The following is a 26,578-nucleotide window of genomic DNA, read 5'->3' as shown; positions in this document are numbered from 1 at the left end:
AGTTTATTATATGTTTTTTAATGCATTTTCGATTGAGGTATTTCCAGATGCCACTTTCAGTGTTTTATTGTATGTAGCTTTGTTGGTAAGGGATTCAACTAGTACAGCAGCGACATCTTCATAAGGAATTTCCATAACCTTTTTGCTTGGAGAAGTAATGACATCAATCATGCCTTTTCCTGGTTTGTGAACCCCACGGCTCGAATAGACGATGGTATAAGTAAAGACATCCTGCTTGATAAGTTCTTCAGGCATTTTCTTGTCACCTGTTTCTTGGGATTTTGCGGATTCGTCTACACGAGCGGGGCTCAAGTAAACTACCCGTTCAATACCTTGTTTGCGTGCTTCTTCCATCGCACGAGCAACCGCTTCTTTATCGACAAGCACATTTCTGTTTTCTCCCGCTCTCGGATTGGCACCGGCTACATAAATTATTGCTTCGCATCCTGAAACTGCTTCTATAAAATCATAATCGTTCGAGACATATACGCGGGAAGCACCAATCATTTTGAGTTCTTCTGCTCGGTTTTCCGTTTCTGCAATCGTGATGGCTTCATGGTTTTCAGCAGCGAGCTTCCGTAACAAATACTCACCAACATCTCCGCCGCCACCAAATACGAATACTTTCATCCAATCCCTCCCTGTGTATGTTGCTGTATTCAACTTTTCCCTTCTGCTTAAGGGATGAAACCATTTAATAGGAAAGAACAGTTTTTTTGGCTAGAGAACAAAAGTCTTAAAGGTAACAAAAGACAGGGACCCACATTAGTCCCTGTCATGTACATGCTGCTATTTTGTTGGGATTTCGATCTTTACGGTGCCTTTGAGGTAATTCGGATAAGCGAACAAATCAACTTTCAAAGGATTTATATACCCGTTGTCTTCAATGCCAATATCCATGAATTTTTTTCCTTCATATACGTCAGATATTCCTGAATAACGTGTATCAATGAGTTCGCCATTGGCATCTGTAATTTGCCGGTCAATTCCATAGGGAAGTTCTTCAGCAAGATCCATTTTTAAAGTCATTTTAAATCCCGAACGGTTCGAATCAGTTAGCGCTAGTCTGCCGTCTTTTGGACTATGGAGCAATATGTGTTGATCGGTATCGACTATGAAATAAGAATCTTCTTGATCAACCGCTTGGATTTTATCTATTCGCAAATACAATTGTTTCGGCTTTTCGAAATAATTACTTTGCAAATAATATATGACTTCTCCATCTTCAGTAAGATTAGAAGATGAAATTCCATTTGTGGCTGAACTCCAGATTTCCCCATTTTCGTCTTCAAGTCGCATGTCTTCAAATTGTAGGATTTTTTTAGTATTAGTTGGATCAAATGAAATTTTCACACCAACACGAAGGGGGTGAATCGTGACCTGTTCAATGAAAATTTTTTGGCCATCTACTTCAACTTCTTTCTCCATTTCATAAGTGATGCTTGGCTTCGTATTTTCAGGAATTATAAACGGCACGGAAAAGTCGAACTGGTTATCGTTTAAAGTAGTTTTCAATTCAAGTGTGAATGATAAATCTTCAAAGTTCTTCGGTTCTTCAAACGTATATTTAATAATATCTGTATAGATTTTAGGAGACTCTTCTTCTGGCAATGGAGAACTATACGAAACGCTTGTTGAATCGAGTTCGTGTTGATTTAGTAAAACGAGATTTTCAATGGAAATATTATTTATTTCTATAGGTGATTCTATTGTGTAGAAGATATTCATTCCGGATTCGTCTAAAATGACTCCATCAATTGTCAGGGTAGTATGTCCAATCGTTTGAGTTTCGCCAATTGGTTGGTAGTAGTCATTTTTAAATATAGCAGTAAGTCCTTTGTCGTTTTGAATTAACTCTACGAACTTGTCCATTCCTGGAATGGATGCTACGGCGCTTGCGAAAGTAGGAGACACTCGAATGGTCGTGACCAGTGTAAGAATTAACAGTGCAACTGCGGCCATACTCCATAGTGTTTGTTTCCGTTTCGCACGGGTTTGCATTTTTTCTCGCTTGGCTCGTTCAAGTCCTTGCATAATTGCGTTGTCAGCTTGAGTCATAGGAAGAGGGACCTGTTTTAAATGATTTTTGAAATCATATAATTTCTGTTCTTCTTTTTCATACATGGTCAATCTCTCCTTTGTCTTCAAAATATTTGCGGAGCATTCGCAAGGTTTTATGCAGGCGTGATTTTACCGTACCTTCAGGAATTTTTTCGATAGCTGCTATCTCTTTAATTTTGATATCTTGAAAATATTTCATATGAATTAATTTTTGGTCATTGGGCGATAACGCACTCAAAGCTTCCTGTAATTCAATTTGTGTTAAATTATCGGAAACAGAAGAATCGATCTCGTTTCCGCTCCGGACAAGTCGTTTGTCTTTTTTTAGTTGATCTTGGCAGTAGTTAATCATAATGCGAATCAGCCAAGTTTTTGCGTAACTAGGTTCTTTTAATGTATGGATTTTCTTGAAAGCTCGATAAGTCGTTTCTTGTAAAGCTTCGAGTACATCGTGTTCGTTTTTAAGAAAAGCAAAAGCCGTTCGAAGTAACGATTCTTTATGTATATGCAGTAAATCGATAAATGCTTCTTCATCGCCTTTTATCGCTTTTTGGGCGATAGTTGTTTCGTCCACAGTAAACACCTCTCTCTAGTTATATATTAGACATAGCAAAGCGGAAAAAGTTCAGGGAAAATAAAGTTTTTATTATTAATATTATTTTCCAGAATTAAGCCTTTATAAAAATGATACAAATACTATATAAAGTAAGTTTTTATAATCAGTAGATAGGGAAATAAAAGGAGTATGTCGATGTTTTGAAGAATCTAGTAAGTAATGGAGTTAGTAAGTTGACGTCTCAATCTCCGCATAAATTTTACCGGAACAATTATAGGTATTAAAGATAAAACAATTAGGAGAAGAAGGGCGGTACATATATGAGTAATTCACAAAAATCCGTAATCGTAATTGGAGGAGGACTTGGCGGCTTGTCCGCAGCGATTTCTCTTGCGCAACAAGGTTACGAGGTTTCTTTGTATGAAAAAAATGATCATATTGGGGGCAAAGTAAATCGTCTAGAACAAGATGGGTTCGGGTTTGATCTCGGTCCGTCTATTTTAACAATGCCGCATATTTTCGATAAGTTGTTCCAAGGGAGCGGCAAACGAATGGAGGATTATGTGCAAATTCAGCGACTGAACCGCGAGTGGCGCTCATTCTTCCCCGATGGAACGGTCCTCGATTTGTATCATGATCTTGATTTGATGGAGCGGGAAAATCCTGCTCTTTCTCGCAAAGACATGAAAGAGTATTATGCGTTATTAAAATACGCGCAGAAAATTTACAAAACGACTGAACATAGTTATTTAAAAGAAGGCTTTGAGTCACCAGCTGAGGCAGTTGCACAAAACGGTATTTTGGCGACATTAACTGGCTTTGACTTGACGTCCACCATGTATAGCGCCATTTCTAAGCGCATTAGTAATCCTCATTTACGTGATATGCTTTCTTATTATGTAAAGTATGTCGGTTCTTCTCCTTATAGTGCGCCTGCCGTATTGAATATGATGATTTACATGCAGCACGCGCAAGGCTGTTGGTATGTAAAAGGTGGGACGCATAAACTAGCGGAAGGCTTAACAAAACTAGCAGAAGAAATCGGAGTTAACCTCCACACGGGTATGGGTGTCATCCGTGCGTTAACAAGCGAAGACGACAAAATCGTTGGCATTGAACTAGAAGATGGTTCATTTAAAAAGGCCGATTATTATGTATCAAATATGGAAGTAATTCCGTTTTATAAAAAAATGGTGGCCGCAGACGAAACCTTTGTTGCAGATTTAAAGAAAAAATACGAACCTGCAAGCTCTGGTCTTGTACTGCATCTGGGTGTCAAGAAAACCTATTCATTTTTAAATCATCATAACTTTTTCTTCTCGGAAAATTTGCATGAACAAATGGAAAAAGTGTTCGAAAAACACGAGTTGCCAGATGATCCAACCATTTACTTAGTCAACGTCAATAAAACCGATCCGACACAAGCACCAGAAGGGTACGAAAACATTAAGATTTTGCCGCACATTCCTTATATCCAAGACAATCCATTTACACCAGAAGATTATTTGAAGTTTGAAGAAATTGTTCTCGAAAAACTAGAACGCATGGGCATGCATGGCCTTCGAGACAATATTGTTACACGGGATGTTTGGACGCCACATGACATCGAACGCGTTTACGGTTCAGACCGCGGTGCGATATATGGCACGGTTTCCGATAAGAAGAAAAATGGTGGCTTTAAGCATAAAAAGCAAAGCGAACTATACGACAATCTGTACTTTGTCGGGGGCACAGTGAATCCAGGTGGCGGTATGCCAATGGTGACATTGAGTGGGCAACAAGTGAGTGATAAGATTGTGAAACGTGATCAAGCGGAGAGGAAATGAATAGTTTGAGATTGCTAACGGAGCGAGCGTTAGCAATCTTTTTTTATGCAAATTTCATGAAAAGAAGCCCTCGCTAGTCAGCGACGACTTCTTTTTCATTTAATATGAGACGGTAATTAACTTCAGCTTTGAGCGAATGAGCAACAGGACAATACTTTTCGCCACTGACTTCGATAGCATGCAGCACTTTTTCTTTAGCAATTTCACCTGCAACGAAAAATGTAACTAAAAGTGACAAAAATTCTTTTGGTGGATCTTGTCGTTTGAGTCCTTCAGTGACGATTTCTAAGGAACGGATGTTTTTCATTTGAGAACGCAAAATCATGATGACATCCATTCCGACACAACCTGCAAGTGATCCGAGCAAAGCCTGCATTGGCAATAAACCTTGATCATTTCCAACACCTTGATGAGCATCCATTGTCAGCGAATGGCCTCCTTGTCCAACAGCTGAGAAAACAAAGTCGCCTTGCCACTTGGTGGTAATCGTTAATTGATCTGTCTCCATCTCATCGCCCCCCATGTTTTTTGTCAGTTTACCACAAGTTGTCTAAATCTTTTTTAGGATTAATCTAAATGACGTTTTTTCCTTGTGCGTGCAAAGCTTTTAAAGAGGTAAGCATGTAGTTAATTTCTTCCTCAGTATGTCGTTGCCAAGAGCCCAACTCAGCAACAACTTTTAATGGAGAAGTCGATCTGTACGACCGTGTTGGGTTACCGGGAAATCGTTTATTGGTTAAGTTTGGATCATCTTCGAATTCACCTAAAGGTTCAACAATGTAAATACGTTCTTTAGAGTGTGCTGTCGCCAGTTCTGCTCCCCATTTGGCCGCGTCTAAGGAAGCGGTAAAATAAATATGATTGGATTTTTTGTCTTGAAAATTTGATTGATTTTGAGGTTCTAATAAATCACCAATCTGCAGTACTGCTTTAGTTCCATGAAAAAAAGGACCTTTGTCTAAAACCTCTTGTTTTTCTTTCATTACCAGTTACCTCCAAAATAGTATTTTTTAATCAACTTATGTAGTAGTATAATGAATAAAAGAAGATTCAGAAAGGGGCAAATCGATGAGCTTCATGGATGATTTAATGGGTGCGATTTTCGATTTATTAAAACTTTTTGGTTACTTTGTAGCTGGAGTAATCGTCGTGTCAATCGTCATGTACGGCCTTGCTGGGTTATTCAATTGGATTAGCTATCTGTACTTCTAACATATGATATTAACAAAGACCATTTGATGAAATCAATCGATTTCGAAGATGGTCTTTGTCGTTTTATTCAACAAGTAGAGCTACGCAATTCTGATTATTATGTATAATTGGGTTAATTGGTCGGACCAATTTTACAATGAAACGCAAAAAAGGGAGCGAATCCATATGGCAGTAGTAAATCAAGCAACAATTTTAGAAAGTTTGAAAGAGCATTTAACCGTTGAACAAATCAGCGTTAACGAAACGATTAAAGAACTACACGGCCAAGACGAGTCGTATCATCAGATGAAGTTACCTGATATCGTAGTTTTTCCTGAAACAACAGAACAAGTTTCAGCGATTATGAAAGTATCTGCACAACATCAAATTCCGGTTATTCCGTTTGGTCTGGGTTCAAGTTTAGAAGGCCATGTCATCCCACAAAATGGTGGAATGACGATTGATTTCTCCTTGATGAATAAAGTATTAGACGTTTATGAAGAAGATTTTTTAGTGAGAGTACAGCCTGGAGTCACGCGCACGCAACTGAATAAAGAGTTAAAAAAGTATGGGTTGTTTTTCACAGTGGATCCTGGAGCAGATGCTACACTCGGTGGGATGGTTGCGACAAATGCGAGCGGCACGACGACAGTAAGATACGGCGTTATGCGCGACCAAGTACGTGATTTAGAAGTGGTATTGGCTGATGGGAACGTCATTCATACCGGTAGCAAGGCTGCAAAATCTTCATCGGGTCTTCATTTAAACGGCTTGTTTGTGGGTTCTGAAGGAACGCTCGGATGCTTTACTGAAATGACGCTGCGCGTTTACGGTATTCCTGAATTTATCACAGCGGCACGTGCATCGTTTGAAACCGTGAAAGATGCGGTAGAAGCGGTTGTATCTATTTTGCAAGCGGGCATTCCGATTGCACGTGTCGAACTATTGGATGAGGAATCGATGAGACAAGTTAATAAATATAACGATACGGCTTATCTTGAAAAGCCAACTCTATTTTTAGAGTTTCACGGCAACGAAGCCGGGTTGCAACAAGACGTTGAGTTTACGCAAGAAATTGTTCAAGGGCATGGCTGCACAGAAGTAGAATTTGAAACGGATACAGCAGCACGGAATCGTCTGTGGGAAGCACGTCATACGTTAGCTTATGCGTATATCCATGCGCATCCCGGTAAAAAAATGATGGTAACGGATGTTTGTTTGCCAATTTCAGAACTGGCTGGAGCAGTAGAACATGCCCGTGAAAACCTATTAGAATTAGGATTGCCTGGCGGAGTTCTGGGACATGTTGGCGATGGCAATTACCATGCACTCATTATGATCGATATGAACAATCAAGAAGAAGTAGAAAAATCACAGGAGTTCAACGAACGTATTGTGTTGTACGCACTTGAAAGAGGCGGTACGTGTACAGGGGAGCATGGTGTGGGCATTGGTAAGCAAAAATATCAGCGTCAAGAACACGGCGGTGCTTTTGATGTCATGGAAAAAATTAAAGTCGCTTTAGATCCTGCCAATCTATTGAATCCTGGTAAAAATATCAAAGTAGAGTAAATAGTGATTAGCCGTCCATATGTTGGGCGGCTTTTTGTATGAGGTAAAAAAGGTAGCTAGGGATTCCCTAGCTACCTTTAGAAATCATTTTATTTTGTATTTGTGAATCCACCATCGATGCGAACCGTTTCACCGTTGATGTAATCTGCTTTTGTCAGTAAGAACGTAACAAGTTCTGCTACATCTTCTGGTTGTCCTAAGCGTTTTTGTGGAATCCCAGCTTCAGCACTTTCTTTCATATCTGGATTGTCTTCAAAGAACTTTTTAACCATTGGCGTTTGAATCGGACCAGGTGCAATCGCATTGACACGAAGACCATCTTTAGCATACTCTGCCACAAGACTTTTCGTCATTCCAACGATACCGTGTTTCGTAGCACCATACGTCACAACAGAAGCTTGCCCAATGACGCCTGCGCTCGAAGCTGTATTTACAATTGAGCCTCCGCCATTTTTCAACATCGCTTCTCCGACATAACGTAAACCGTATAAAGCACCAAGTAAGTTAATACCGACAATTTGTTCGATTTCTTTAATATCTGTTTCTAAGAATTTTTTTCCGCTACCGGAAATCCCTGCATTATTGAAGAAATAATCAATTGAGCCGAAATGCTCAAGTGTTTTGTCTACATAGTTTTTGACGTCTTCAACTTTTGAGACATCTGCTTTAATGAAAATGGCATCGACGCCTTTTTCTTTTAGTTTTTCGACGGTTTCATTACCGCCTTCTTCACTAATGTCGACAACGGAGACGTTGACACCTTCTTCTGCTAAATAAAAAGCTGTAGTTTGGCCAAGACCGCTGCCGCCACCTGTAATAATTGCTGTTTTACTCAATTTTTCTTCCTCCTCAAATAAAATTTGTTTCTATAGTTCTTAGTTTCCCTAAATAAATAGAATTAATCAGGAAACCTCGAAATTCATTTGTCTCGTGTAATATTGAAGAGCTGTATAAGTATCACTGAATAGCTTACAATTTAAGAAACAAAGTCTAAATCATCGAGTTACGTGAGGAGGATTATTATGAATATCGGAATCATTGGAACAGGGAATATCGCTGCGTATTTATTGGAACAAATAAACGTTAATCATTTAGCCGACGGTAAAGTAATTGCTGTGTTCGGGCGCAACAAAGAAGTAGGACCGCGTTTGAGCAAGCAGTTTTGCGTTGATTTTTATACAGATATCCAAGAGTTTTTAAATACACCACTCGATATTGTTGTAGAAGCATCAACGATTGAAGCGGCTAGTCTTTACGTGGAGGATGTGGTCGCTCATAAGAAAGACCTCGTTGTTAGCAGCATCGGCGTATTTAAAGAAACTGCATTTTTAGATAGAGTCATCGAGTTAGCAACTTCTTTAGGCACGACCGTATTCTTGCCTTCAGGTGCGATTGGTGGATTAGACATTTTACAATCGGCTAAAGCGGCTGGTGGCTTAAAACAAGTTCAGATTACGACACGGAAGTCTCCAGCATCTCTTGGAATAGAATCAGAAGAAGAAAAAGTGGTATTTGAAGGTTCTGCGTATCAAGCAGTTGAAAAGTTTCCAAAGAACGTCAACGTGGCGTTAGTCCTAGCGATTGCCGGAATCGGTGTTGAACAAACCAATGTACGGGTTATTGTCGATCCGGCCGTTACACAAAATTCTCACACCATCGAAGCAGAAGGGGATTTTGGCCGGATGGAACTAAAAGTTGAAAACAACCCGATGCCGAGTAATCCGAAAACGAGTCTTCTTGCGGCCTTGAGTATTTTAAGTGTGCTGCAAAATAAAGAAAATGCGCTCCGAATTGGGAACTAAGCTGGCTGGTTCTTTTGTATGGCTGCATAACTGAAATCCGACAAGTTAGCGACTAACCTACAAGTTTCTCGATATCTTTGATAAAGCGTGTTACACGCTCATCTATTTGTTTCGTTAACCCTTTTGGTTGGTGAAAATCAGGGTGTTCATCCAGACTGATTTCTATAATTGAACGAACCCCATCTGCGGTAGGGGATAGCGTGTTTTTATTTGCATCATTTTCTTTAAATAACTGTCGGTATTCATTTTGAATATCTTGATTTCTACCAACTAGCCAAATTTCGAAACTGGTCTTTTCATGAATATACATAATCATAATCTTCAAGCCCTGGTCTTTTTTTAGTTTAGAGGACACTGCGAAAAAGGTTACATCCATCTGCCCTTGATACAGGGTGCAGATTCAATCGCGTAAAGTTAATGCTAAGTGTATTACGACAGCATCCTGGAAGTCAGACGGATTCAACCCTGTCACGTCGTGGATTTTCTTTAAACGGTAGCTTAAAGTATGGCGATGAATGTTCAAGCAAGATGCAGTTTCAGCACTGTTTTTATTGCATTTAAAGTACATTATCAATGTTTGACATAAGGAATCGTTGAGTCCGGCTAATATTCTGTTGGTAAACTTGTTGAGTTCCGCTGTGGGATTGCGTTTTAGTAGCGCCATCAATTCTACATCTTTAAAGTAAATCAAAGGCTGATCGGGTTTACCGAAATCCAAAGCGTTTCGAGCGGCTAGGTATGAATTGCGGACGTCAAAAATACTATCGACGGCGACACCTACACCAATTCGAATAGAACCGGTTTGTTGCAGGATATAGAGTAAGCTAGACAATTTCTTCTCTAGTTTGGCGGACTCATCACTTTTAACTAAAAGAAAAATTTCATGGAGTTGCGAATGGCCTGTTACCACAGTTTGGTCTTTAAAGTGGCTTTCGAGCTGTTCAATGATTCTGCGTGAAGACGACGATTTTTTCAATTCAAATAGTAGCGTAACAAATGACGTTGTACTGTCGATTTCCATTTGCGAAATTCGTTCATGAACAGCAGCTGATAAAGGGTTGCCACTTGTCAGTTCATCGAAAATCAATTCATTGCGCTTACGGTTCCATTCAATGTGAGAAGTAACGAGGGATTGATGGACCATCATTTCTGTTGTCAATTGAACTAGCGTTGAAATTTCTTTTAGCTCTTCGGGATTACCGGTGATACCGATGACACCAACTAGTTTTTCTTGGAAAAAGATCGGCATATTGACACCCGCCTTAACCCCATGCCACGCCGCTAAATCTTCTTCTGTTACCCATAAAGCTTCACCTGTAGTCGCCACTTGTGCCGCAGCTTCATGAATTTTTTCAATCCTTTCTGCTTCTCCTGACGCCAAAATCATGCCATTGATATCCATAACGTTCAAATTACGATTCAAGCGAATCATGGTTTGCGCTACAATTTCTTCTGCTAGCTGCTTTGTAATCATAAATGCTCCTCTTTGTATATATATTCTAAATATTTAGTGAAAAATCTATACCGTTAGTATAATGTATATCTGTTTCTTTTTCATTATAATTTCGTGTAAGCGCTTTATTAATGTGGCAGGGAGGTTTAGCAATTGAAAATCATAGCAGCACCAGATTCATTTAAAGGCAGTTTGTCAGCGATGAAAGCTGCACAGGCTATGGCTGAAGGGATTCAACAATTAGACCAAGAAGTGGAAATGGTGTTGTTGCCTGCGGCAGATGGGGGCGAAGGAACCATGATTGCGATGGTCGAAGCGACCGGGGGTGAATTAGTACCCCATGAAGTTGAAGATCCGATTGGAAGAAAAGTTATCGCCAGCTACGGCATCCTGGGCGATGGTAAAACCTGCGTTATTGAAATTGCGGAAGCGTCGGGTTTAACACTGCTGAAAGAGCATGAACAAGATCCACTGACTGCTTCATCATTCGGTACTGGGGAATTGATCAGCCGAGCATTGGATGCTGGTTTTCGAACGTTTATTATTGGACTTGGCGGTAGCGCCACCAATGATGGCGGTGCCGGTATGCTTGAAGCGCTTGGTATGAGGTTCTTTGACCAGGTAGGACAAAAATTGCCGCGCGGTGGTGGGGCACTCGGCAGACTTACTGAACTAGATGTCTCTAGTTTTGATCACCGGATTTTGGAAAGTACATTTTTAATCGCTTGTGATGTGGAAAATACATTGGTCGGCGAACAAGGCGCTTCAGCGGTATTTGGTCCACAAAAAGGCGCTTCTCTTGAAGAGGTTCAGCAGCTCGATGTCAATTTGAAAAATTTTGCAGATGTGGTTGAGCGGTTAACTGGCATTGCGCTTCATCATAAAAATGGAGCCGGTGCTGCAGGAGGTGCTGGTGGAGCGATGCAAGCTTTTTTCGCAGGTGACATGCAACGCGGTGTTGATGTTGTGCTAGAAGCAATTGCTTTTAAGTCTCAGATAGAGACAGTTGATCTGATTGTCACCGGAGAAGGAAAAAGCGATCACCAAACCTTGTCTGGTAAGACGCCTTTTGGCATTGCTGAAGTTGGGAAAGAGGCAGGCAAGCCGGTCATATTAATATCCGGAATGGTCGAATCGGAAAGTTTGAACTTGCTTTCGCCTTACTTTACGGAAATCCATTCAATTGTCGGTGAGCAAGTATCAAAAGACAGAGCCATTGCTGATGCTTACAATCAGCTAAAAATAAAAACACAAACAGTCGTCAAAGCTTATCTAGAAAAACAAAAGGGGTGCTAGGATGTTATTTTTCATTATTGCTTTAAGTGTTGTCTTGGTCGTGTTGTTAACGGCCGTATTCAAAGTTCATCCATTCTTGTCGTTGTTATTTGGTGCCTTCTTTATGGGAATCGCATCTGGTATGCCGCTAGCTGACGTTGTACTAAGCGTCAATGAAGGCTTTGGCGGATTGATGACCAATATCGGGATTGTCATTGTCTCCGGTACAATTATTGGTGTGATTTTAGAGAAGTCCGGTGCTGCTTATCGGATGGCAGAAGTAGTTCTGCGTTTGATTGGTGAGAAACGGCCGCAACTGGCAATGACGATTATCGGCTTCATCGTTTCGATTCCGGTATTTTGTGATTCTGGGTTTGTTATTTTATCAAGTTTACGAAAAGCTTTAGCAAAACGAGCGAAAGTTTCTATGGCATCGATGTCAGTAGCACTTGCGACTGGTCTATATGCAACGCATACATTGGTGCCACCAACACCAGGCCCAATCGCAGCGGCAGGTAACATCGGAGCTGAAAATTACCTAGGTACAATTATTTTAATCGGGTTAATTGTAGCGATTCCTGCAGCAATTGTCGGTTATATCTGGGCTGTGAAAGTGGCTTCGAAAATCGTTGTTCCTGACGATACTGTAGAAGAAGGCGATTTGACTTACGAAGAAGTCATCAAATCGTTCGGGAAAATGCCTTCAACTTTTAAAGCGTTCTTACCGATTGCTTTACCGCTTTTGTTAATTGGAGCGGGGTCTACTGCCGGCATTCTTGGCGGTGACGGAGGACTCACAAACACGGTGAGATTTTTAGGTTCACCAACCGTAGCTTTATTGTTTGGTGTTTTGGCAGCATTCTTATTACTTCCAAAATGGAATGAAGAATCCTTGACTGGCTGGATTGGTGAAGGAATAGTAAGTGCAGCACCGATTTTATTGATCACAGGTGCGGGTGGCGCATTTGGACGCGTAATTACTAATTCAGGAGTAGCTGATTTGATAGCTGGCATGGATATGACAGCATTAGCAGGAGGATCGATGTTCCTGCTAATACCATTTGCCATCGCAGCGGCATTAAAAACCGCTCAAGGTTCTTCAACAGCAGCACTCGTTATCACATCAACACTCATGGCTCCACTTTTACCGACACTTGGCATTGAAGGCGCTGTCCCATTGGCGCTTGTCGTCATGGCAATCGGTGCTGGTGCGATGACAGTGAGTCATGTCAACGATAGCTTTTTCTGGGTCATTACCCAATTCAGCGGAATGAAAGTCACAGACGCATACAAAGCTCAAACAATGGCAACGTTGTTGCAAGGGGTGACGACAATTGTTTTCACGATGGTTTTATGGACAATTCTTGTTTGATCAAAGCTTGAAACGTATAGAGAAATGCAAACACCGCTTTCTGGATTTAGATTCCAGAGAGCGGTGTTTTTGTTTCGAATTAAATTTTGAAAAAAAGTAAAATTTTAGTTAATATGCAATTAAAAATATGATACTATTGAATCATTAGTTGGGTCTTATTGATTATTTAAAAGAATTTGTAACTAAACTATCAAATTAACTTAAGGGGATACTTCATGACAAAATTAACCGAGAACTTAAAGTCACTGCGCTTACAAAATAAGTTGTCTCATCAGCTCGTTGCAGAGCATTTAAAAATTACTAAAGTGATTTATGGAAGATTTGAACTCGGCACTACAGAACCATCATTAAAGTTGCTAGTGAAGTTGGCTGATTTGTATAGCATATCTTTAGATGAGTTGGTAGGTAGAGAATTTGCAGCAGATGGTCAATTAATTAATCAATTACTCATGAAGAAAGAATTGAAAAAAGAAATGACAAAAGAAATCAATAGCTTGGTGAAACAGTTAGGAAATCAATTCATTCAAAGTAAAGAAGCTGACATTGTTAAAAGAGTAAAGCAGAAATTCAATTTGAATTGATATGATAATCTACAAAAGTTTTCAAACAGAAACAAGCGATTCACCGTTTATGTCATTCCAGATTTCGAGAAAAGCGAAGATGCTGTTTCACTTGTTGAAAGCTTTGGAAATCTAGCACAATGATGGAAGCTTTCTATGCATTTGAAGATCTTGAGGAAAGTGCACATATTGCTTGGCAGCTACGCAGTAGACTGTTAGGAAGAATTTAAATGAACATCAAAATTGGGCTTGTCCATTTTAAAGTGCCAGTTCTTAGTTCCGATAAAAGTTTGTTAAAGCGTTGCGATTGGATACTTATCCAATCGCAACGCTTTTTCTTTCTTGTAAATTGATAATCAATTCATTTCATTTTGTAAGAACGAGCATAAAATGAGGTGTTAAAATATATTTAAACTAAAAATTCTAAATATTGTTGCAATTAAATATTTTTGATACTATACTGAAAAAAACAAGAAAGAGGAGTGAGACAAGTGCAAAGTGTTAACAGTTTACAGTTAACTTTTGAAAATCGAGTTGCAGTTATTACTGGAGCTGCCCACGGTATCGGACGAGCTATCTGTAAAGAATTTGCTGTTCGAGGTGCACGCGTAGTGGCAGTTGACATCCTCAAAGAAGCACTCGAAGAAACCAGAAGTGAAGTAGAACAGGCAATCAAAGACAGTGGTTCCGCTGGTGAAATCGCACTTTATACTTGTGATATTACTGACTCTGAAGCTGTTAAAGATTTAGGAGAACAAGTGATTAGAAATTCTGGGAAAATAGATATTCTCGTTAATGTGACGGGAGGAGTTGCAGGACAAGTGCATCAAGTGATTGAGAATATTTCAGATGATGATTGGAAGAATGTAATCGATATTAATTTGACGACAACTTTCTACATGATTCGTACATTCGCTCCTCATATGAAAAAAGCAGCATATGGCCGTATTGTTAATATTTCAAGTGGTGCTGGAAGAAGTAGTAGTCTTACCGGCATTCAAGCCTATACCAGCGCTAAAGCCGGACAAATTGGATTGACTCGACAGATGGCGCGCGAACTCGGTAGCTTCGGCATTACTGTAAACAATGTAGCACCTGGTTTTGTCCTATCAAATCCATCGACGGAGCGACAGTGGGAAGCAATGTCTAAAGAACAGCAGAATCAGTTGATTGATTCGATTTCGGTAAAACGACTTGGCACTCCAGAAGATATTGCTTATCCTGTACTTTTTTTTGCTTCAGATTTCGCACGTTATGTGAGCGGTCAAATTATTTCAGCCGACGGTGGGCTACAACTTTTCTAGGAGGAACATGTGATGGCTATTACGATAATCGGTGCAGGTGCTATAGGAGGAGTTCTTGGAACTTATCTAGCTCGAGCAGGAGAAGAAGTAGTCTTTTGCGATACGGCTCAAGATCATGTCAACAAGATTAATTTAGCTGGTCTCACGATTGAAGGACCTGACGAAACATTCACAGTGAAAAGTACTGCTTATACCCCAACTCAACTGATTGAAAAGAATCAATCATTAGATATTGTTTTCCTTTGTGTCAAAGCCCAGCATACAGAAAAAGCACTTTCGCCTTTTTTGCCTCTCTTAACTTCGACTTCACAAGTGGTTTCATTTCAAAATGGTTTATGCGAAAGAGAAATTTCAAAAATAGTTGGTGCAGAACGTACGATAGGATGTTTTGTCAATTTCTCTGCAGATTATCTTGAACCTGGAAAGATTCTTTATGGAGGTGTGGCCTCACTTTATTTGGGCGAACTTGACGGCCAAGTATCTGAACGAGTCACAGCTTTGAAAAACAAATTACAGGTTTGGGGACCAGCACAGGTAACCGATAATATTTGGGGATTCCTTTGGGGGAAAATGTCTTACGCAGGCTTACTTTATGCAACGGCTTTAGTAGATGAAACCATGGCGGCTGTTGTTGAAAAGCATGATCTTCGCGAAATGTTAATGGAATTATGTTCCGAAATTCTTGAAGTAGCAGATAAAGAAGAAATCATACCACTCGGATTTGATGATTGGGAGCCTGCTTTGATATACCCGAAAGAAGGCCGAGATAATAAAAAACTAGATGCTCAATTGAGTAGACTAGCCGAGCGTATGGCGATAAATAAGAAAACTAAAAGTGGGATTTGGCGCGATTTAGCCATTAGAAAACGTGAGACGGAAGTAGATGCACAACTCGTACCTATTCTTGATATTGGTAAAAACCACAAGGTGGCAATGCCGCTTTTAACAGCTCTTGTAAAAGCCATTAAAGAAATTGAGAGTGGGAGTCGGCAAATGAGTTGGCAAAATCTCTATGAACTGCAGAAAATATACGAATCTTTGCCTCATAAGATAAGAAGAATATAGGAGTGAAAGAGATGATTATCCTCGATCAAAGAACGTTATCAGACGATGTCTCAAAAATTATACGGAAAATGATTTTGAATGGTGAGTTGAAGGCGGGTGATTGGATTAATCAAGTTCAGTTGGCTGAAAAATTCAACATATCGCGTGGCCCAATCCGAGAAGCGTTAAAAATACTGCAAAATGAAGGACTTATTAAGCATGAAACCAATAAAGGTACATTTGTTGCTACGCTTTCCGATCAGGATGCATTTGAAATATATACCTTGCGAGCATTGATTGAAGGAGAGGCAGCCCAACTGGCACTCCCTCATTTAACCAGTCAAGACTTATCAGAACTTGAAAATTATATCGAAGAATTTACCGAAGCTATGCAAAATCATGACATTGAACGTCAGGTACAGTGTGATATTTTATTTCACGGAAAAATCGTCACAGCTTCGAAACATAACCGATTAATTAATATCCACAAAAATTTGGACACGCAAGTGGGAGTCATGTATCTGACTATCGCTAACCAAGTACCAATGCGAGTGGAGCAAGTAGTTTATAATCATCGAATTCTACTTGATGCGCTTCGCACGGGTGATAAGAAAAAAATCAAAAAAGCATTTTCAGACCATTACACGGTAGCACTAAAGGACTTATCAAAAGGAGTATCAAGAAAAGACTGAAGGGCGGTGTAAGAATGTTACTGGAAGTTAAACACATGTCGTTGTCCTTAAAGCGAGCAGGCAAATACTCGAAAATACTAGATGATATTTCGTTTTATATAGAACAAGGAGAAACACTTGGAATTGTTGGGGAGTCAGGATGTGGAAAAAGCATGACAGCATTGTCGCTAATGCAACTTTTGCCTGAGAAAGCGCGGCTTGAAGGAGATGTGGTTTTACAGCAAAAAAACATTTCCAAAGTCTCAAAACGTAAATTGGAAAAAATCAGAGGTAATCAAATGTCAATGATTTTCCAAGATCCGTTAACGTCGCTTAATCCGCTTCAAACAGTTGGGGTCCAAGTCGAAGAATCGCTTATTTTGCATACTAAAAAAAATAAAAAAGAACGCAGAGAGCGAGTTCTGCAACTTCTAAATGCAGTTGGATTGCCAAGAGCTGAAGAACTAATCGATGAATATCCGCATCAACTCTCAGGTGGAATGCGTCAACGGATAATGATTGCCATCGCGATGGCTTGTGAACCGCAACTTTTAATTTGCGATGAACCGACAACTGCATTAGATGTCACAGTTCAGGCTCAGATTTTAGAATTAATGAATGAAATTAAACGAGAAACGGAAATGGGAATCGTTATGATTACCCATGACATGGGAGTTGTTGCAGAAGTTTGCGATCGAGTAATTGTTATGTATGCTGGGAAAATTGTAGAAGAAGCACCAGTTATTGAATTGTTTGGAAATCCCAAACATCCTTATACTCAAGGACTTTTAGCATCAATACCAAAGCTTGGAAGACGGAAAGAAAAGCTCGGATCGATTCCAGGGACTGTCCCAACACCTGGAAGTATGCCAACAGGTTGTAGGTTTGCTGATCGTTGCCCACATGTTATGGAAATTTGTCGGAGTGTCACACCTGAGATGATTCAAATACAGAAAAGTCATCAAACAGCTTGCTGGCTTTATGATGAAAAGGAGGGTAATGAGAATGCCACTACTCGAAGTCACGAACTTGAAGCAGCACTTCACAACTAAAAAGGGCTTTGCAGGTAATAAGACGGTTGTTAAAGCTGTAGACGGAGTTTCACTAACGATTGAAGAAGGAAAGACACTCGGCATAGTCGGTGAATCGGGATGCGGAAAATCAAGTCTTGGTCGCTCGATTTTGAGGTTAGTGGAGCCGACCGAAGGAAGCATTAAATTTAAAGGTAAAGAAATCGTGGGGGTATCTGCAAAAGAGATGAAAGAGTTACGTAAAGAGATGCAAATTGTTTTTCAGGATCCCTATGCTTCTCTGAACCCAAGACGGACAGTGCGTCAGATTCTAGAGGCACCACTCATTATCCATAACATAGGTAACAAAATAGAACGCAAAGAATTAATTGAAGATCTTTCCGGAAAGATTGGGCTTCGCAAAGAACAACTGAGCAATTATCCACATGAGTTTTCGGGGGGACAGCGACAACGTATTGGCATCGCTCGAGCAATGGCATTGAACCCAAAGCTGATTATTGCGGATGAACCAGTTTCTGCGCTTGATGTCTCGGTACAGTCACAAGTATTAAACTTGATGCTTGATCTCCAACAGGAACGGAATTTAAGCTATATGTTCATTTCGCATGATTTATCGGTGGTCCAGCATATTTCAGATAAGGTAGCCGTTATGTACCTGGGAAAAGTAGTCGAAATTGCTGATGTTGCAAAAGTCTACGATACACCTATCCACCCATATACGAGAGCGCTTTTATCAGCATTGCCAGTTCCAGATCCGACACACGTCAAAAACCGGGTTATTCTCGAGGGGGATTTACCAAGTCCATCCAATCCACCAACTGGCTGCACATTCCATACGCGCTGTCCAATGGCTACAAAAGAATGTAGGGAAATCATTCCTCCGCTAGAAGAAAAAGAATCAGGTCATTTTGCAGCTTGCATTCATGTTTAGAAAGAAAAGTTAACAAAAAAGCTACTAAAGGGGGACAGCCCAGTGGACGCGTTACGATTTATCGGTAAACGATTACTGTTAATGATTCCAATTTTGATTGGTATCAGTATCTTGACCTTCGCTATTTCCAACACAATTCCTGGGGATCCAGCCCGTCTGATATTAGGACCAAAAGCGACTCCGGATGGGCTTGAAGCGTTACGCGAAGATATGGGATTAAACGATCCATTATATGTGCAGTACGGAAGGTATATGAGTGGGATTGGTCAAGGTGATCTTGGGAAAAGCACTTATTCGCAACGGCCGGTTGTAGATGATTTATTGAGATACTCGCCGGCTACGATTGAACTGACTATGTTTGCAATGTTCATCACTTTAATCATCGGAGTTCCTTTCGGAGTAATCAGTGCCAGTAGGAAAGATAGGATTGCTGACCAATTTACCAGGATTTTCGCCCTGATTGGAGTAGCTATGCCGGCGTTCTGGCTTGGATTATTATTGTTGCTATTCTTTTACTTGAAGCTCGGTGTGCTTCCGGGTTCTGGGCGATTGGATGGAGGCATGTCACCTCCAGAATATGTCACGGGAATGTACACCGTGGATGCTCTATTAGCAGGGAACTGGTCCGTGTTTTATTCCGCTTTTATGCACCTGATTTTGCCAGGAATTACACTTGCTGCAGTGACAGTCGGTATGATAACTCGAATGACTAGATCGAGTATGTTGACTGTATTACAAAGTGATTATATCCGCACAGCTTTTGCAAAAGGAGCTCCTGAAAACCGAGTGCTCTATGGGCATGCACTTCGTAACGGTATTATGCCAGTCATTACGCTTCTCGGTATGGCATTTGGACATGCTCTTGGGGGCAGTATTCTTGTGGAAGCTGTTTTTTCTTGGCCAGGGTTAGGTCAGTACGCGGTGAACGCCATCAATTATTTAGATTTTCCAGCTGTTATGGGTGTGACAATGTTGATTGCAGTCATGTTCATTATTGTTAATTTGATTGTAGATACATTATATTTCTTCATTGATCCAAGATTGAAACATAGCTAGGGAGGAGTGGTTGAGTTGGCACGAAGAATCTTCAGAAGCCCATTGACCGTGCTCGGGCTCTTCATTGTTTTAGGTATATTAATCGCTGCTTTATTTGCTCCCGTGATTGCTACTCACAGTCCAACCGAAGTGGATTTGGTAAGCAAACTCGAAGCGCCGAGTGTTGAGCATTTTTTTGGCACTGATGAAGTCGGACGGGATATTTTTAGCCGAATCGTATACGGTACGAGAATATCATTACGTATTGGTCTCTTAGTAGTATTGATAGCATTTCCAGTAGGTACAATACTTGGTGCAATTGCCGGATATATGGGAGGGCGAATTGACCAAGTGATTATGAGAATCACGGATATTTTTTTATCTTTTCCAGGTATCATTTTAGCAATGTCGATAGCAGCTGCACTTGGGCCGTCCATTGAAAATGTTATGTTGGCGCTTGCCGCTACTTGGTGGCCTTGGTACACAAGAATTGTTCGTTCGTCAGTATTATCAATTAAACATGCGGAATTCATTGAAGCCTCACGAGCGCTCGGCGCAAATCCATTCCGGATTCTATTCAAGGAAGTCATTCCAAACTCGATTGCACCAGCTACTATCCAAGCATCTCTTGATCTTGGGTTTGTAATTTTAGCAGCTGCTGGACTGAGTTTTATTGGTCTTGGCGCGCAGCCACCTTCACCTGAATGGGGTGCTATGCTTTCGAATAGTCGTGAAATACTGCGTGAAGCCTGGTGGGCTGCGACATTCCCTGGTATTGCCATTCTATTGACTGTACTAGGATTTAACTTACTTGGAGATGGTTTGAATGATTTGCTGGATCCAAAACAGCGCTAAATCTATGCCTAACTCATTGAAAGGGGGATAGAGATTGTTTGTTAATAGGCTTTCGGTAATCAATACCAAAACTAAAGGAGGAAATACAGTGAATTTCAAAAATCAGTGGTCAAAATTGTTTTTATTCCTCATTATTGCTGTGTTAGTTCTAGCAGGCTGCCAAAATTATAGTGAAGAAGCAGAAGGAACGGATTCACCAGAAGGAACAGCTGCAGAACCAAATGAGAACTTCGATGCTGACGTCTTCAATTTTGCTACCAACCAGGATATTCCGGGACTCGATCCTCATGGGTCAGCGGCAAATACGACATTCCGCGTCATTTACCTTATGTATGATCGCCTTGTAACATATGAAGGATCATCAACTGAACCGACACCCATGCTTGCAGAGAGCTGGGATATTTCTGAAAACGGACTTGAATATACATTCCATCTCGTTGAAGATGCAAAATTCCACGATGGTTCTCCAGTGACAGCTGAAGCTGTGCAGTATTCATTTACTCGAGCTATTGATGTTGGGAAATCTGCTGCAGGAATTTTTAGCAAAGTTATTGATAAAGACAGTTTTGAAATCATTGATGATTATACGATAAAAATCACACTGAAAGAACCGTTCGCACCATTTATAAGTACGTTGGGAACAGCTTTTGGGAATATCATCAATCCAGCTCTAGAAGAAGATCACGGAGATGATCTGGGAGAAAGTGTTCTTGCTGAAACGGAAATGGGTTCAGGGCCATATGTCTTAGAGAGCTGGGATCGTGGCGAAACGATGGTGATGAAAGCGAACCCTGATTATTGGGGAGAAGCGCCGACGATGGAAACTGTCAACATTCGATTTATCACAGAAGCTTCTACTGCACGCCTTATGCTAGAAAAAGGAGAAATCGATTTGATCGATAATACGGTCATTTCACCCGAAGTACTCGGACAGATGCGGGATACAGAAGGTATAGAAGTAGTTGAGTCGGATGGCTATCAAATTGACTATATGCCAATGAACACAGAAAAAGGTGCACTCGCCGATGTGAAAGTACGCCAAGCGATTGCTCATAGTATCAATTATGACGCACTTCTTGAGAGTGTTTACTTAGATCAGGCAGAGCGCATTGGTGGAGCAGTTCCTAAAGGAATGTTTGGATTTAGCGAGGAAGCTAAGCTTTATGAATATGATCTTGATAAAGCGAAAGAGCTATTAAAAGAAGCGGGACATGAATCCGGCTTGACGCTTGAAATAGCTATTTCAGACGATAGCGAAGTGCGAAGCAATACCGCGCTCTTGCTGCAATCTGACCTTGAAAAAGTTGGAGTAACACTAAATATTAAAACATATGCATGGCCGACTTTCCTGGACTTGGTAACGAGTGGGAAACATGATTTTGGGCTTGTCTCTTGGACGCCAGATTATCCAGATCCAGACTATAACCTTTGGTATTTTGCTCATTCATCAAGCAAGGGCCCTGGATTTAATCTAGCATTCTACGAAAATAGTAAAGTTGATAGCTTGCTAGAAGAAGCTCGTACTTCAACGGATGAAGCACTTCGGGAAAAAAATTATATGGAAATCCAGAATATTATGGCTGAAGAAGTTCCATATATCTTTGTCGCGCAGCCAAAACTAGAAGCTCCTATGCGCACATGGGTCAAAGGGTATGAACTGAACCCAATGAATTCTTGGTACGTGCCGTTCCATAAAATCACAAAAGAAGAGTAAAAGGAATGGGAGCCGCTGTGGAGACACAGTTGCTTCCCTCTTTTTTAGAATCTAGAACATCATCATCTTGTACAGCAAATCTACAGAATGGGGGAAGAAATTGATGTGCAATAAATGGGGAATCGGCAATTTATTCGCTACCAGGGGAGAAAAAATAAAAGGACATTTGGAACTGCCAACACTCGGCGAAAAGCTACCAACATTTTTGATTAACGGTTCCCGTGAAGGACCATCTGTGCTTGTTATGGGTGGTATTCATGGCTGTGAGTACACCTCTATTGATGCTGCATTGAAAATCGGTGCTTTATTAGATCCTAAGCGTATGAAAGGAAAAGTAGTGGTCCTCCCAATTGCTAATCCTTCCTCATTTTATGCTCGCAGCATTTATGTGCATCCTAAAGATCAAAAAAATCTGAACCGCATGTTTCCGGGAGACCAACATGGAACGGATGCAGAACGCTTAGCATACTGGCTTAATGAAATGGTTTTTAAAAAAGTAGATTATGTCATCGACCTTCATGGAGGCGACATGATTGAATCGCTAGTGCCTTTTACAATTTACCATGTGACAGAAAATGAAAGAGTTCTTAAAATTTCTAAAGAGATGGCTTCTCGTTTTGATATTAAATATGTAATTGGTAGTGATGGACAGGTACCAGGTTCTACATATAGTTGCGCTGCGGAACAAGGAATTCCAGCAATTATCGCTGAAGCAGGACAGCAAGGAATCCTCAGTAAAGAACAGTCCCAAATGTTGCAAGAAGGTGTGCAGAATATCCTCATATTATTAGGTGTATTGGAAGGGAATGTGTCCAATATAGATTCGACATATCTCACCGTTTTCGAATGGTATCGCTCTGATTTGCAATGCCTTTGGTATCCAGAAATTGAAATCGGAGATCAAGTAGAAGAAGGACAATTGCTTGGACAGTTGGCAGATGAATTTGGTGATACCATCAGAAAAATATATTCGAATTCATCAGGTATTGTGCTTTTTCTTGTCAGTTCACTTGCTATCAATAAAAATGATCCATTACTCGCAGTGGGGGCGTAGCTATGGATCATTTATTGGATATATCGCTTACAGAACTCGCTAAGCTTTACCGGAAAACTGAAGTATCACCGGTTGAAATTGCGAAAGCTACTTTTGAGCGACAGCTAAAAATCGAACCTAAGTTAAATGCTTTTATTTCGCTTACTGAAAAAGAAGCACTTCAACAGGCAAAAATAGCGGAAAAATGCTTTTTAACGCATGAACCTGTTCATTTACTGATGGGAATTCCTTTTTCTGTAAAAGATTTGTTTTATACGAAAGGTATTCGGACTACCTGCGCTTCAAATATTCTCAAAAATTTCAAGCCGAACTTTAATGCTACCGCTGTCAATAAGCTCTTAACAAATGGTGCTGTGATGATTGGTAAGAATAATATGCTGGAATTCGCTTATGGCATTGTCCATCCAGATTTTGGCAAGACAAATAATCCATGGGATCTTTCAAAAACTTCAGGAGGTTCTTCAAGCGGCTCGTCAGCAGCAGTCGCGAGCGGTATCGGTTTTTTCTCGTTGGGTACTGATACGGGGGGGTCAATTCGAATTCCTGCTTCTTATTGTGGCGTGGTTGGATTAAAACCGACACGTGGACTTGTCAGTACGCACGGCGTCTTTCCACTATCATGGTCGCTGGATCATGCAGGCCCTATAGCCCGAAATGCGCTTGATACTGCAATCGTGCTCGAAGCAATTTCAGGATTTGACCCGGAAGATCCGTATTCACTCTCAGGAAAGCTTAGAGAAGTTGACATTGAAAACTTCTATGTACCTATCAGTAAGCGTGTCGGTATTCTACCTGAGCGACAACTCGCAGGTCTTACGCCGGATGTTCGTAGCGTTTACGAAAAAACACTTAAACACGTAAAGTCAATCGGCTGGGAAATAGAAGAAATCACCATACAAGATTGGGAGCGAACAGAAGATATCATTATGGATGTCTTGCTTCCAGAAGCGGCACAAATTCATAAGCAATGGCTTAATCGAAAAACAGATTACGCAGCGAGGACCTACCATCAAATTGAAATAGGGATGGAGAAGAAAGCGGTCGATTATCTAGACGGTCTGCGTAATTCAAGAAAATATACTCAGGATGTAACGTCAGTATTTAAAACGATTGACCTTTTATTGATGCCAACGGTGGCGTTTGTAGCACCCGCTGAGGATCCAGTTATCGGCAGTACGGAAGAAAACGAAATGGTTTTTACAGGACCATTTAATATTTCAGGACATCCAGCAGTTACGATCAATATGGGGTTCACTGAGAATGGGTTGCCAATCGGAATGCAGCTCACCGCACCGCATTTTCAAGATATTGAGCTTTTGCAGGCGGCCTCTCAGCTTGAGCAGCTGAGGACTATGAAACTGCCTCCGTTAATCAGAAAAGGAGTTTAGATGATGCAAACTATTTTTGGATATTTGGAACAGCATAAAAGAGAGATGAAAGAAACATTAATTCGTCTGGTCGAAGCGGAGTCACCTTCACGCAACAAACTGCTATCCGATCGTTGCGGTCAAGTATTGGCTGATTTGTTTGAGGAACTGGTCGGAGGACAAATAGAAAAAATTGAAAAAGAATCTGTTGGCAATCAGTACCGCTTTTCGATAGGCTCCGGACAGGAACAAATATTGATTATTGGTCATTACGATACAGTGTGGGATCAAGCAGCTATCCCGTTGCACGAAGAAGATGGAATCCTTTATGGACCTGGTGTATTTGATATGAAAGGCGGACTGACCGTTACATTATGGGCATTGAAAGCGTTAAAGAGTACAGGTGTCGACTTAAATAAAAAAATTGTCTTCTTAGTGACTTCAGATGAAGAAATCGGTAGTTTGCATTCACGTGCGCTGATTGAGGAAGAAGCAAGAAAAAGCGAACTTGTGTTGGTGCCTGAATCGAGCATCTCCAATTCTGGGGCTGTAAAAACCTTTCGCAAGGGGATCGGAATTTTCAAAATTGAAGTCACTGGTACAGCGGTGCACGCGGGTATTAATCCGTGGGAAGGCGTCAGTGCCATTGATGAACTTGTGCTTCAATTGCAGGAAATTAAAAAATTAGATAATCGCGAAGCGGGAATTTCTATTAATATAGGAACGATTTCTGGAGGTACACGAACGAATGTAGTAGCTGATCATGCAGAAGCTATGATTGATGTACGCTTCACGACAAAAGCGCAAGGTCAAATGCTTGATGCTGCTATACGTAGCTGTTTATCTTTTATTCCAAGAGCTGTCATCGATATTACGGGCAATATTAATCGTTATCCTATGGAGGAGACCAAAGAAGTATTAACTTTGTTTAGCGAGCTCAAAGAAATTGCTGCTGGACATGGTTATGTACTCCAAAACGGCGGTTCTGGAGGGGCTAGTGACGGAAATTTTACCGCGACACTTGGCATTCCAACGATTGATGGACTTGGACCGATGGGTGATGGTGCCCATGCTGTAAATGAGCATGTCTTACTTAAAAATCTGCCATATCGGGCAGCATTGATTGCAGAATTACTTGAACGCAAGTTGACTTGAAAGGAGGAAATACGATTCATGGATATGATGACAATAAACTTAAAAGATTTCAAAGAAATGCAGAAAACAGTGAACACTGTGCTGTTACCGATCGGTATGATCGAGGCACACGGACCACATTGCGCACTCGGAACGGATGTATTAATCCCACGTGAGTTTGTCCGTCGTTTGGAAAAAGAAAGAGGCAATCGGATTTTGATGGCGCCCGAAGTGTCATACGGTCACTCTTGGGGACTCGCACCATTTCCTGGGACTATTGATATTTCGGCGAATGCATTCGGCAATTATGTATTTGAAATTTGCAAAGGCTTTTATCAAAATGGGTTTGAGAATATCATTTTATTTAACGGTCATGGAGGCAATATTTCGAGCCTCGATATTGTGACGGAAAAGCTTGCAGACATCGGTGTGCGAACACTGACAATCAACTGGTACATCGATTACCGAGAAGACATTAAAAAGATTGCACTGAATCCGGGACATGCCGGTGAAGACGAAACTTCACTCGTACTAGCGATTAACGAAAAGTATGCTTTCACTGAAGGAGTAGGCAGCCATGAAATCCCTCTAGCGAAGCGATTTCGTTTTAAGAATGGTGGCGCTACCTTATATCCAGAAGCCTTCTCAGGTAATGCAGAAGAAGCAACGGCTGAAAAAGGCGAACGGTTGTATAGCATGATGCTGGACTTGGTGCTTCAAGATATCGACACACTATGGGAAATTGAACAGAAACTAGAAAGGGGATAAGG

The 26,578-nt window shown here is 40.8% G+C and carries 27 protein-coding genes; 19 read left to right on the top strand and 8 right to left on the bottom strand.

All coding sequences use genetic code 11. The features are described 5' to 3' along the window. Positions 1–6: 6 nt before the first annotated feature. From MLE13_RS08290 to MLE13_RS08280, 3 genes are all read right to left on the bottom strand, one after another. Positions 7–630, bottom strand: a complete 624-nt coding sequence (locus MLE13_RS08290) for an SDR family oxidoreductase (protein ID WP_240749254.1) — start codon at positions 628–630, stop codon at positions 7–9. A gap of 159 nt (positions 631–789) precedes the next feature. After that, positions 790–2,124 (bottom strand): DUF4179 domain-containing protein, encoded by a 1,335-nt coding sequence (locus MLE13_RS08285; RefSeq protein ID WP_240749253.1) that lies wholly within the window; start codon positions 2,122–2,124, stop codon positions 790–792. Beyond that, positions 2,117–2,635, bottom strand: a complete 519-nt coding sequence (locus tag MLE13_RS08280; RefSeq protein ID WP_240749252.1) for a sigma-70 family RNA polymerase sigma factor — start codon at positions 2,633–2,635, stop codon at positions 2,117–2,119. Before MLE13_RS08280 ends, MLE13_RS08285 begins: the two co-directional genes overlap by 8 nt. Before the next feature lie 302 nt (positions 2,636–2,937). Between MLE13_RS08280 and MLE13_RS08275 the strand changes: the two genes are divergently transcribed. Beyond that, positions 2,938–4,443 (top strand): phytoene desaturase family protein, encoded by a 1,506-nt coding sequence (locus MLE13_RS08275; protein WP_240749251.1) that lies wholly within the window; start codon positions 2,938–2,940, stop codon positions 4,441–4,443. Between the two features lie 73 nt (positions 4,444–4,516). Here MLE13_RS08275 and MLE13_RS08270 read toward each other — a convergent pair whose 3' ends face one another. Both MLE13_RS08270 and arr read right to left on the bottom strand, forming a co-directional pair. Then, positions 4,517–4,951, bottom strand: coding sequence for an OsmC family protein (locus MLE13_RS08270; RefSeq protein ID WP_240749250.1), 435 nt, complete (start codon positions 4,949–4,951; stop codon positions 4,517–4,519). A 64-nt stretch (positions 4,952–5,015) separates the two neighbouring features. Next, the gene (gene arr / locus MLE13_RS08265; protein ID WP_240749249.1) at positions 5,016–5,426 is read right to left on the bottom strand and encodes an NAD(+)--rifampin ADP-ribosyltransferase; all 411 of its coding nucleotides are present in this window, start codon (positions 5,424–5,426) and stop codon (positions 5,016–5,018) included. An 85-nt stretch (positions 5,427–5,511) separates the two neighbouring features. On the opposite strand from arr, the gene MLE13_RS08260 reads away from it, so the two are divergent. Both MLE13_RS08260 and MLE13_RS08255 read left to right on the top strand, forming a co-directional pair. Continuing rightward, positions 5,512–5,655 (top strand): hypothetical protein, encoded by a 144-nt coding sequence (locus tag MLE13_RS08260; RefSeq protein ID WP_240749248.1) that lies wholly within the window; start codon positions 5,512–5,514, stop codon positions 5,653–5,655. Between the two features lie 165 nt (positions 5,656–5,820). Beyond that, positions 5,821–7,206, top strand: coding sequence for an FAD-binding oxidoreductase (locus MLE13_RS08255; RefSeq protein ID WP_240749247.1), 1,386 nt, complete (start codon positions 5,821–5,823; stop codon positions 7,204–7,206). 89 nt (positions 7,207–7,295) lie between these two features. Here MLE13_RS08255 and MLE13_RS08250 read toward each other — a convergent pair whose 3' ends face one another. Beyond that, positions 7,296–8,042: an SDR family NAD(P)-dependent oxidoreductase gene (locus tag MLE13_RS08250; protein WP_240749246.1), complete on the bottom strand. Its 747-nt coding sequence runs from the start codon at positions 8,040–8,042 to the stop codon at positions 7,296–7,298. Positions 8,043–8,228: 186 nt separating this feature from the next. On the opposite strand from MLE13_RS08250, the gene nadX reads away from it, so the two are divergent. Continuing rightward, positions 8,229–9,008: an aspartate dehydrogenase gene (gene nadX / locus MLE13_RS08245; RefSeq protein ID WP_240749245.1), complete on the top strand. Its 780-nt coding sequence runs from the start codon at positions 8,229–8,231 to the stop codon at positions 9,006–9,008. A 52-nt stretch (positions 9,009–9,060) separates the two neighbouring features. Here the strand turns inward: nadX and MLE13_RS08240 are convergent, their stop codons facing one another. Beyond that, complete coding sequence (locus MLE13_RS08240; protein WP_430905207.1) at positions 9,061–9,399, bottom strand: DUF7000 family protein; 339 nt, start codon at positions 9,397–9,399, stop codon at positions 9,061–9,063. Between the two features lie 9 nt (positions 9,400–9,408). Continuing rightward, positions 9,409–10,482: a CdaR family transcriptional regulator gene (locus tag MLE13_RS08235; RefSeq protein WP_240749243.1), complete on the bottom strand. Its 1,074-nt coding sequence runs from the start codon at positions 10,480–10,482 to the stop codon at positions 9,409–9,411. A gap of 132 nt (positions 10,483–10,614) precedes the next feature. On the opposite strand from MLE13_RS08235, the gene MLE13_RS08230 reads away from it, so the two are divergent. The 15 genes from MLE13_RS08230 (at position 10,615) to MLE13_RS08160 (ending at position 26,576) form a co-directional block, all read left to right on the top strand. Next, the gene (locus MLE13_RS08230; protein ID WP_240749242.1) at positions 10,615–11,757 is read left to right on the top strand and encodes a glycerate kinase; all 1,143 of its coding nucleotides are present in this window, start codon (positions 10,615–10,617) and stop codon (positions 11,755–11,757) included. Position 11,758: 1 nt separating this feature from the next. Beyond that, entirely contained in the window at positions 11,759–13,108 is a 1,350-nt protein-coding gene (locus tag MLE13_RS08225; RefSeq protein WP_240749241.1) for a GntP family permease, read from the top strand. Positions 13,109–13,323: 215 nt separating this feature from the next. Further along, positions 13,324–13,689 (top strand): helix-turn-helix domain-containing protein, encoded by a 366-nt coding sequence (locus MLE13_RS08220; RefSeq protein WP_240749240.1) that lies wholly within the window; start codon positions 13,324–13,326, stop codon positions 13,687–13,689. A 470-nt stretch (positions 13,690–14,159) separates the two neighbouring features. Beyond that, positions 14,160–14,972, top strand: a complete 813-nt coding sequence (locus MLE13_RS08215; RefSeq protein ID WP_240749239.1) for an SDR family NAD(P)-dependent oxidoreductase — start codon at positions 14,160–14,162, stop codon at positions 14,970–14,972. A gap of 12 nt (positions 14,973–14,984) precedes the next feature. After that, positions 14,985–16,037: a ketopantoate reductase family protein gene (locus MLE13_RS08210; protein WP_240749238.1), complete on the top strand. Its 1,053-nt coding sequence runs from the start codon at positions 14,985–14,987 to the stop codon at positions 16,035–16,037. Positions 16,038–16,048: 11 nt separating this feature from the next. Then, entirely contained in the window at positions 16,049–16,708 is a 660-nt protein-coding gene (locus MLE13_RS08205; RefSeq protein WP_240749237.1) for a GntR family transcriptional regulator, read from the top strand. 14 nt (positions 16,709–16,722) lie between these two features. Then, positions 16,723–17,739, top strand: coding sequence for an ABC transporter ATP-binding protein (locus MLE13_RS08200; RefSeq protein WP_240749236.1), 1,017 nt, complete (start codon positions 16,723–16,725; stop codon positions 17,737–17,739). Further along, positions 17,687–18,649 (top strand): ABC transporter ATP-binding protein, encoded by a 963-nt coding sequence (locus tag MLE13_RS08195; RefSeq protein WP_240749235.1) that lies wholly within the window; start codon positions 17,687–17,689, stop codon positions 18,647–18,649. The genes MLE13_RS08200 and MLE13_RS08195 overlap by 53 nt, the downstream gene beginning before the upstream one ends. A gap of 42 nt (positions 18,650–18,691) precedes the next feature. Then, positions 18,692–19,705, top strand: coding sequence for an ABC transporter permease (locus MLE13_RS08190; protein ID WP_240749234.1), 1,014 nt, complete (start codon positions 18,692–18,694; stop codon positions 19,703–19,705). A 15-nt stretch (positions 19,706–19,720) separates the two neighbouring features. Then, on the top strand, positions 19,721–20,539 hold the full coding sequence (nikC, locus tag MLE13_RS08185; RefSeq protein ID WP_240749233.1) for a nickel transporter permease: 819 nt from the start codon (positions 19,721–19,723) through the stop codon (positions 20,537–20,539). 88 nt (positions 20,540–20,627) lie between these two features. Continuing rightward, the gene (locus MLE13_RS08180; protein WP_240749232.1) at positions 20,628–22,253 is read left to right on the top strand and encodes an ABC transporter substrate-binding protein; all 1,626 of its coding nucleotides are present in this window, start codon (positions 20,628–20,630) and stop codon (positions 22,251–22,253) included. A 103-nt stretch (positions 22,254–22,356) separates the two neighbouring features. After that, positions 22,357–23,307, top strand: coding sequence for a M14 family metallopeptidase (locus MLE13_RS08175; RefSeq protein WP_240749231.1), 951 nt, complete (start codon positions 22,357–22,359; stop codon positions 23,305–23,307). A 2-nt stretch (positions 23,308–23,309) separates the two neighbouring features. Then, a complete protein-coding gene (locus MLE13_RS08170) occupies positions 23,310–24,695 on the top strand; it encodes an amidase (RefSeq protein WP_240749230.1) in 1,386 nt (461 codons plus the stop codon). Between the two features lie 3 nt (positions 24,696–24,698). After that, a complete protein-coding gene (locus MLE13_RS08165; protein WP_240749229.1) occupies positions 24,699–25,829 on the top strand; it encodes a M20 family metallopeptidase in 1,131 nt (376 codons plus the stop codon). A gap of 18 nt (positions 25,830–25,847) precedes the next feature. After that, positions 25,848–26,576, top strand: coding sequence for a creatininase family protein (locus MLE13_RS08160; RefSeq protein WP_240749228.1), 729 nt, complete (start codon positions 25,848–25,850; stop codon positions 26,574–26,576). Positions 26,577–26,578: the final 2 nt, after the last annotated feature.

The sequence above is a fragment of the Planococcus halocryophilus genome, from assembly GCF_022489025.1.
Classification (GTDB): domain Bacteria; phylum Bacillota; class Bacilli; order Bacillales_A; family Planococcaceae; genus Planococcus; species Planococcus halocryophilus_A.
The sequence above is the reverse complement of the archived record's forward strand: the minus strand, read 5'-3'. Positions and strand labels throughout refer to the sequence as shown.

Coding starts and splice junctions, on each gene's coding strand:
- MLE13_RS08290 (WP_240749254.1), bottom strand. CDS start 630: ATGAAAGTATTCGTATTTGGTGGCGGCGGAGATGTTGGTGAGTATTTG.
- MLE13_RS08285 (WP_240749253.1), bottom strand. CDS start 2,124: ATGTATGAAAAAGAAGAACAGAAATTATATGATTTCAAAAATCATTTA.
- MLE13_RS08275 (WP_240749251.1), top strand. CDS start 2,938: ATGAGTAATTCACAAAAATCCGTAATCGTAATTGGAGGAGGACTTGGC.
- MLE13_RS08270 (WP_240749250.1), bottom strand. CDS start 4,951: ATGGAGACAGATCAATTAACGATTACCACCAAGTGGCAAGGCGACTTT.
- arr (WP_240749249.1), bottom strand. CDS start 5,426: ATGAAAGAAAAACAAGAGGTTTTAGACAAAGGTCCTTTTTTTCATGGA.
- MLE13_RS08260 (WP_240749248.1), top strand. CDS start 5,512: ATGAGCTTCATGGATGATTTAATGGGTGCGATTTTCGATTTATTAAAA.
- MLE13_RS08255 (WP_240749247.1), top strand. CDS start 5,821: ATGGCAGTAGTAAATCAAGCAACAATTTTAGAAAGTTTGAAAGAGCAT.
- nadX (WP_240749245.1), top strand. CDS start 8,229: ATGAATATCGGAATCATTGGAACAGGGAATATCGCTGCGTATTTATTG.
- MLE13_RS08235 (WP_240749243.1), bottom strand. CDS start 10,482: ATGATTACAAAGCAGCTAGCAGAAGAAATTGTAGCGCAAACCATGATT.
- MLE13_RS08225 (WP_240749241.1), top strand. CDS start 11,759: ATGTTATTTTTCATTATTGCTTTAAGTGTTGTCTTGGTCGTGTTGTTA.
- MLE13_RS08220 (WP_240749240.1), top strand. CDS start 13,324: ATGACAAAATTAACCGAGAACTTAAAGTCACTGCGCTTACAAAATAAG.
- MLE13_RS08210 (WP_240749238.1), top strand. CDS start 14,985: ATGGCTATTACGATAATCGGTGCAGGTGCTATAGGAGGAGTTCTTGGA.
- MLE13_RS08205 (WP_240749237.1), top strand. CDS start 16,049: ATGATTATCCTCGATCAAAGAACGTTATCAGACGATGTCTCAAAAATT.
- MLE13_RS08200 (WP_240749236.1), top strand. CDS start 16,723: ATGTTACTGGAAGTTAAACACATGTCGTTGTCCTTAAAGCGAGCAGGC.
- MLE13_RS08195 (WP_240749235.1), top strand. CDS start 17,687: ATGAGAATGCCACTACTCGAAGTCACGAACTTGAAGCAGCACTTCACA.
- MLE13_RS08175 (WP_240749231.1), top strand. CDS start 22,357: ATGTGCAATAAATGGGGAATCGGCAATTTATTCGCTACCAGGGGAGAA.
- MLE13_RS08170 (WP_240749230.1), top strand. CDS start 23,310: ATGGATCATTTATTGGATATATCGCTTACAGAACTCGCTAAGCTTTAC.
- MLE13_RS08165 (WP_240749229.1), top strand. CDS start 24,699: ATGCAAACTATTTTTGGATATTTGGAACAGCATAAAAGAGAGATGAAA.
- MLE13_RS08160 (WP_240749228.1), top strand. CDS start 25,848: ATGGATATGATGACAATAAACTTAAAAGATTTCAAAGAAATGCAGAAA.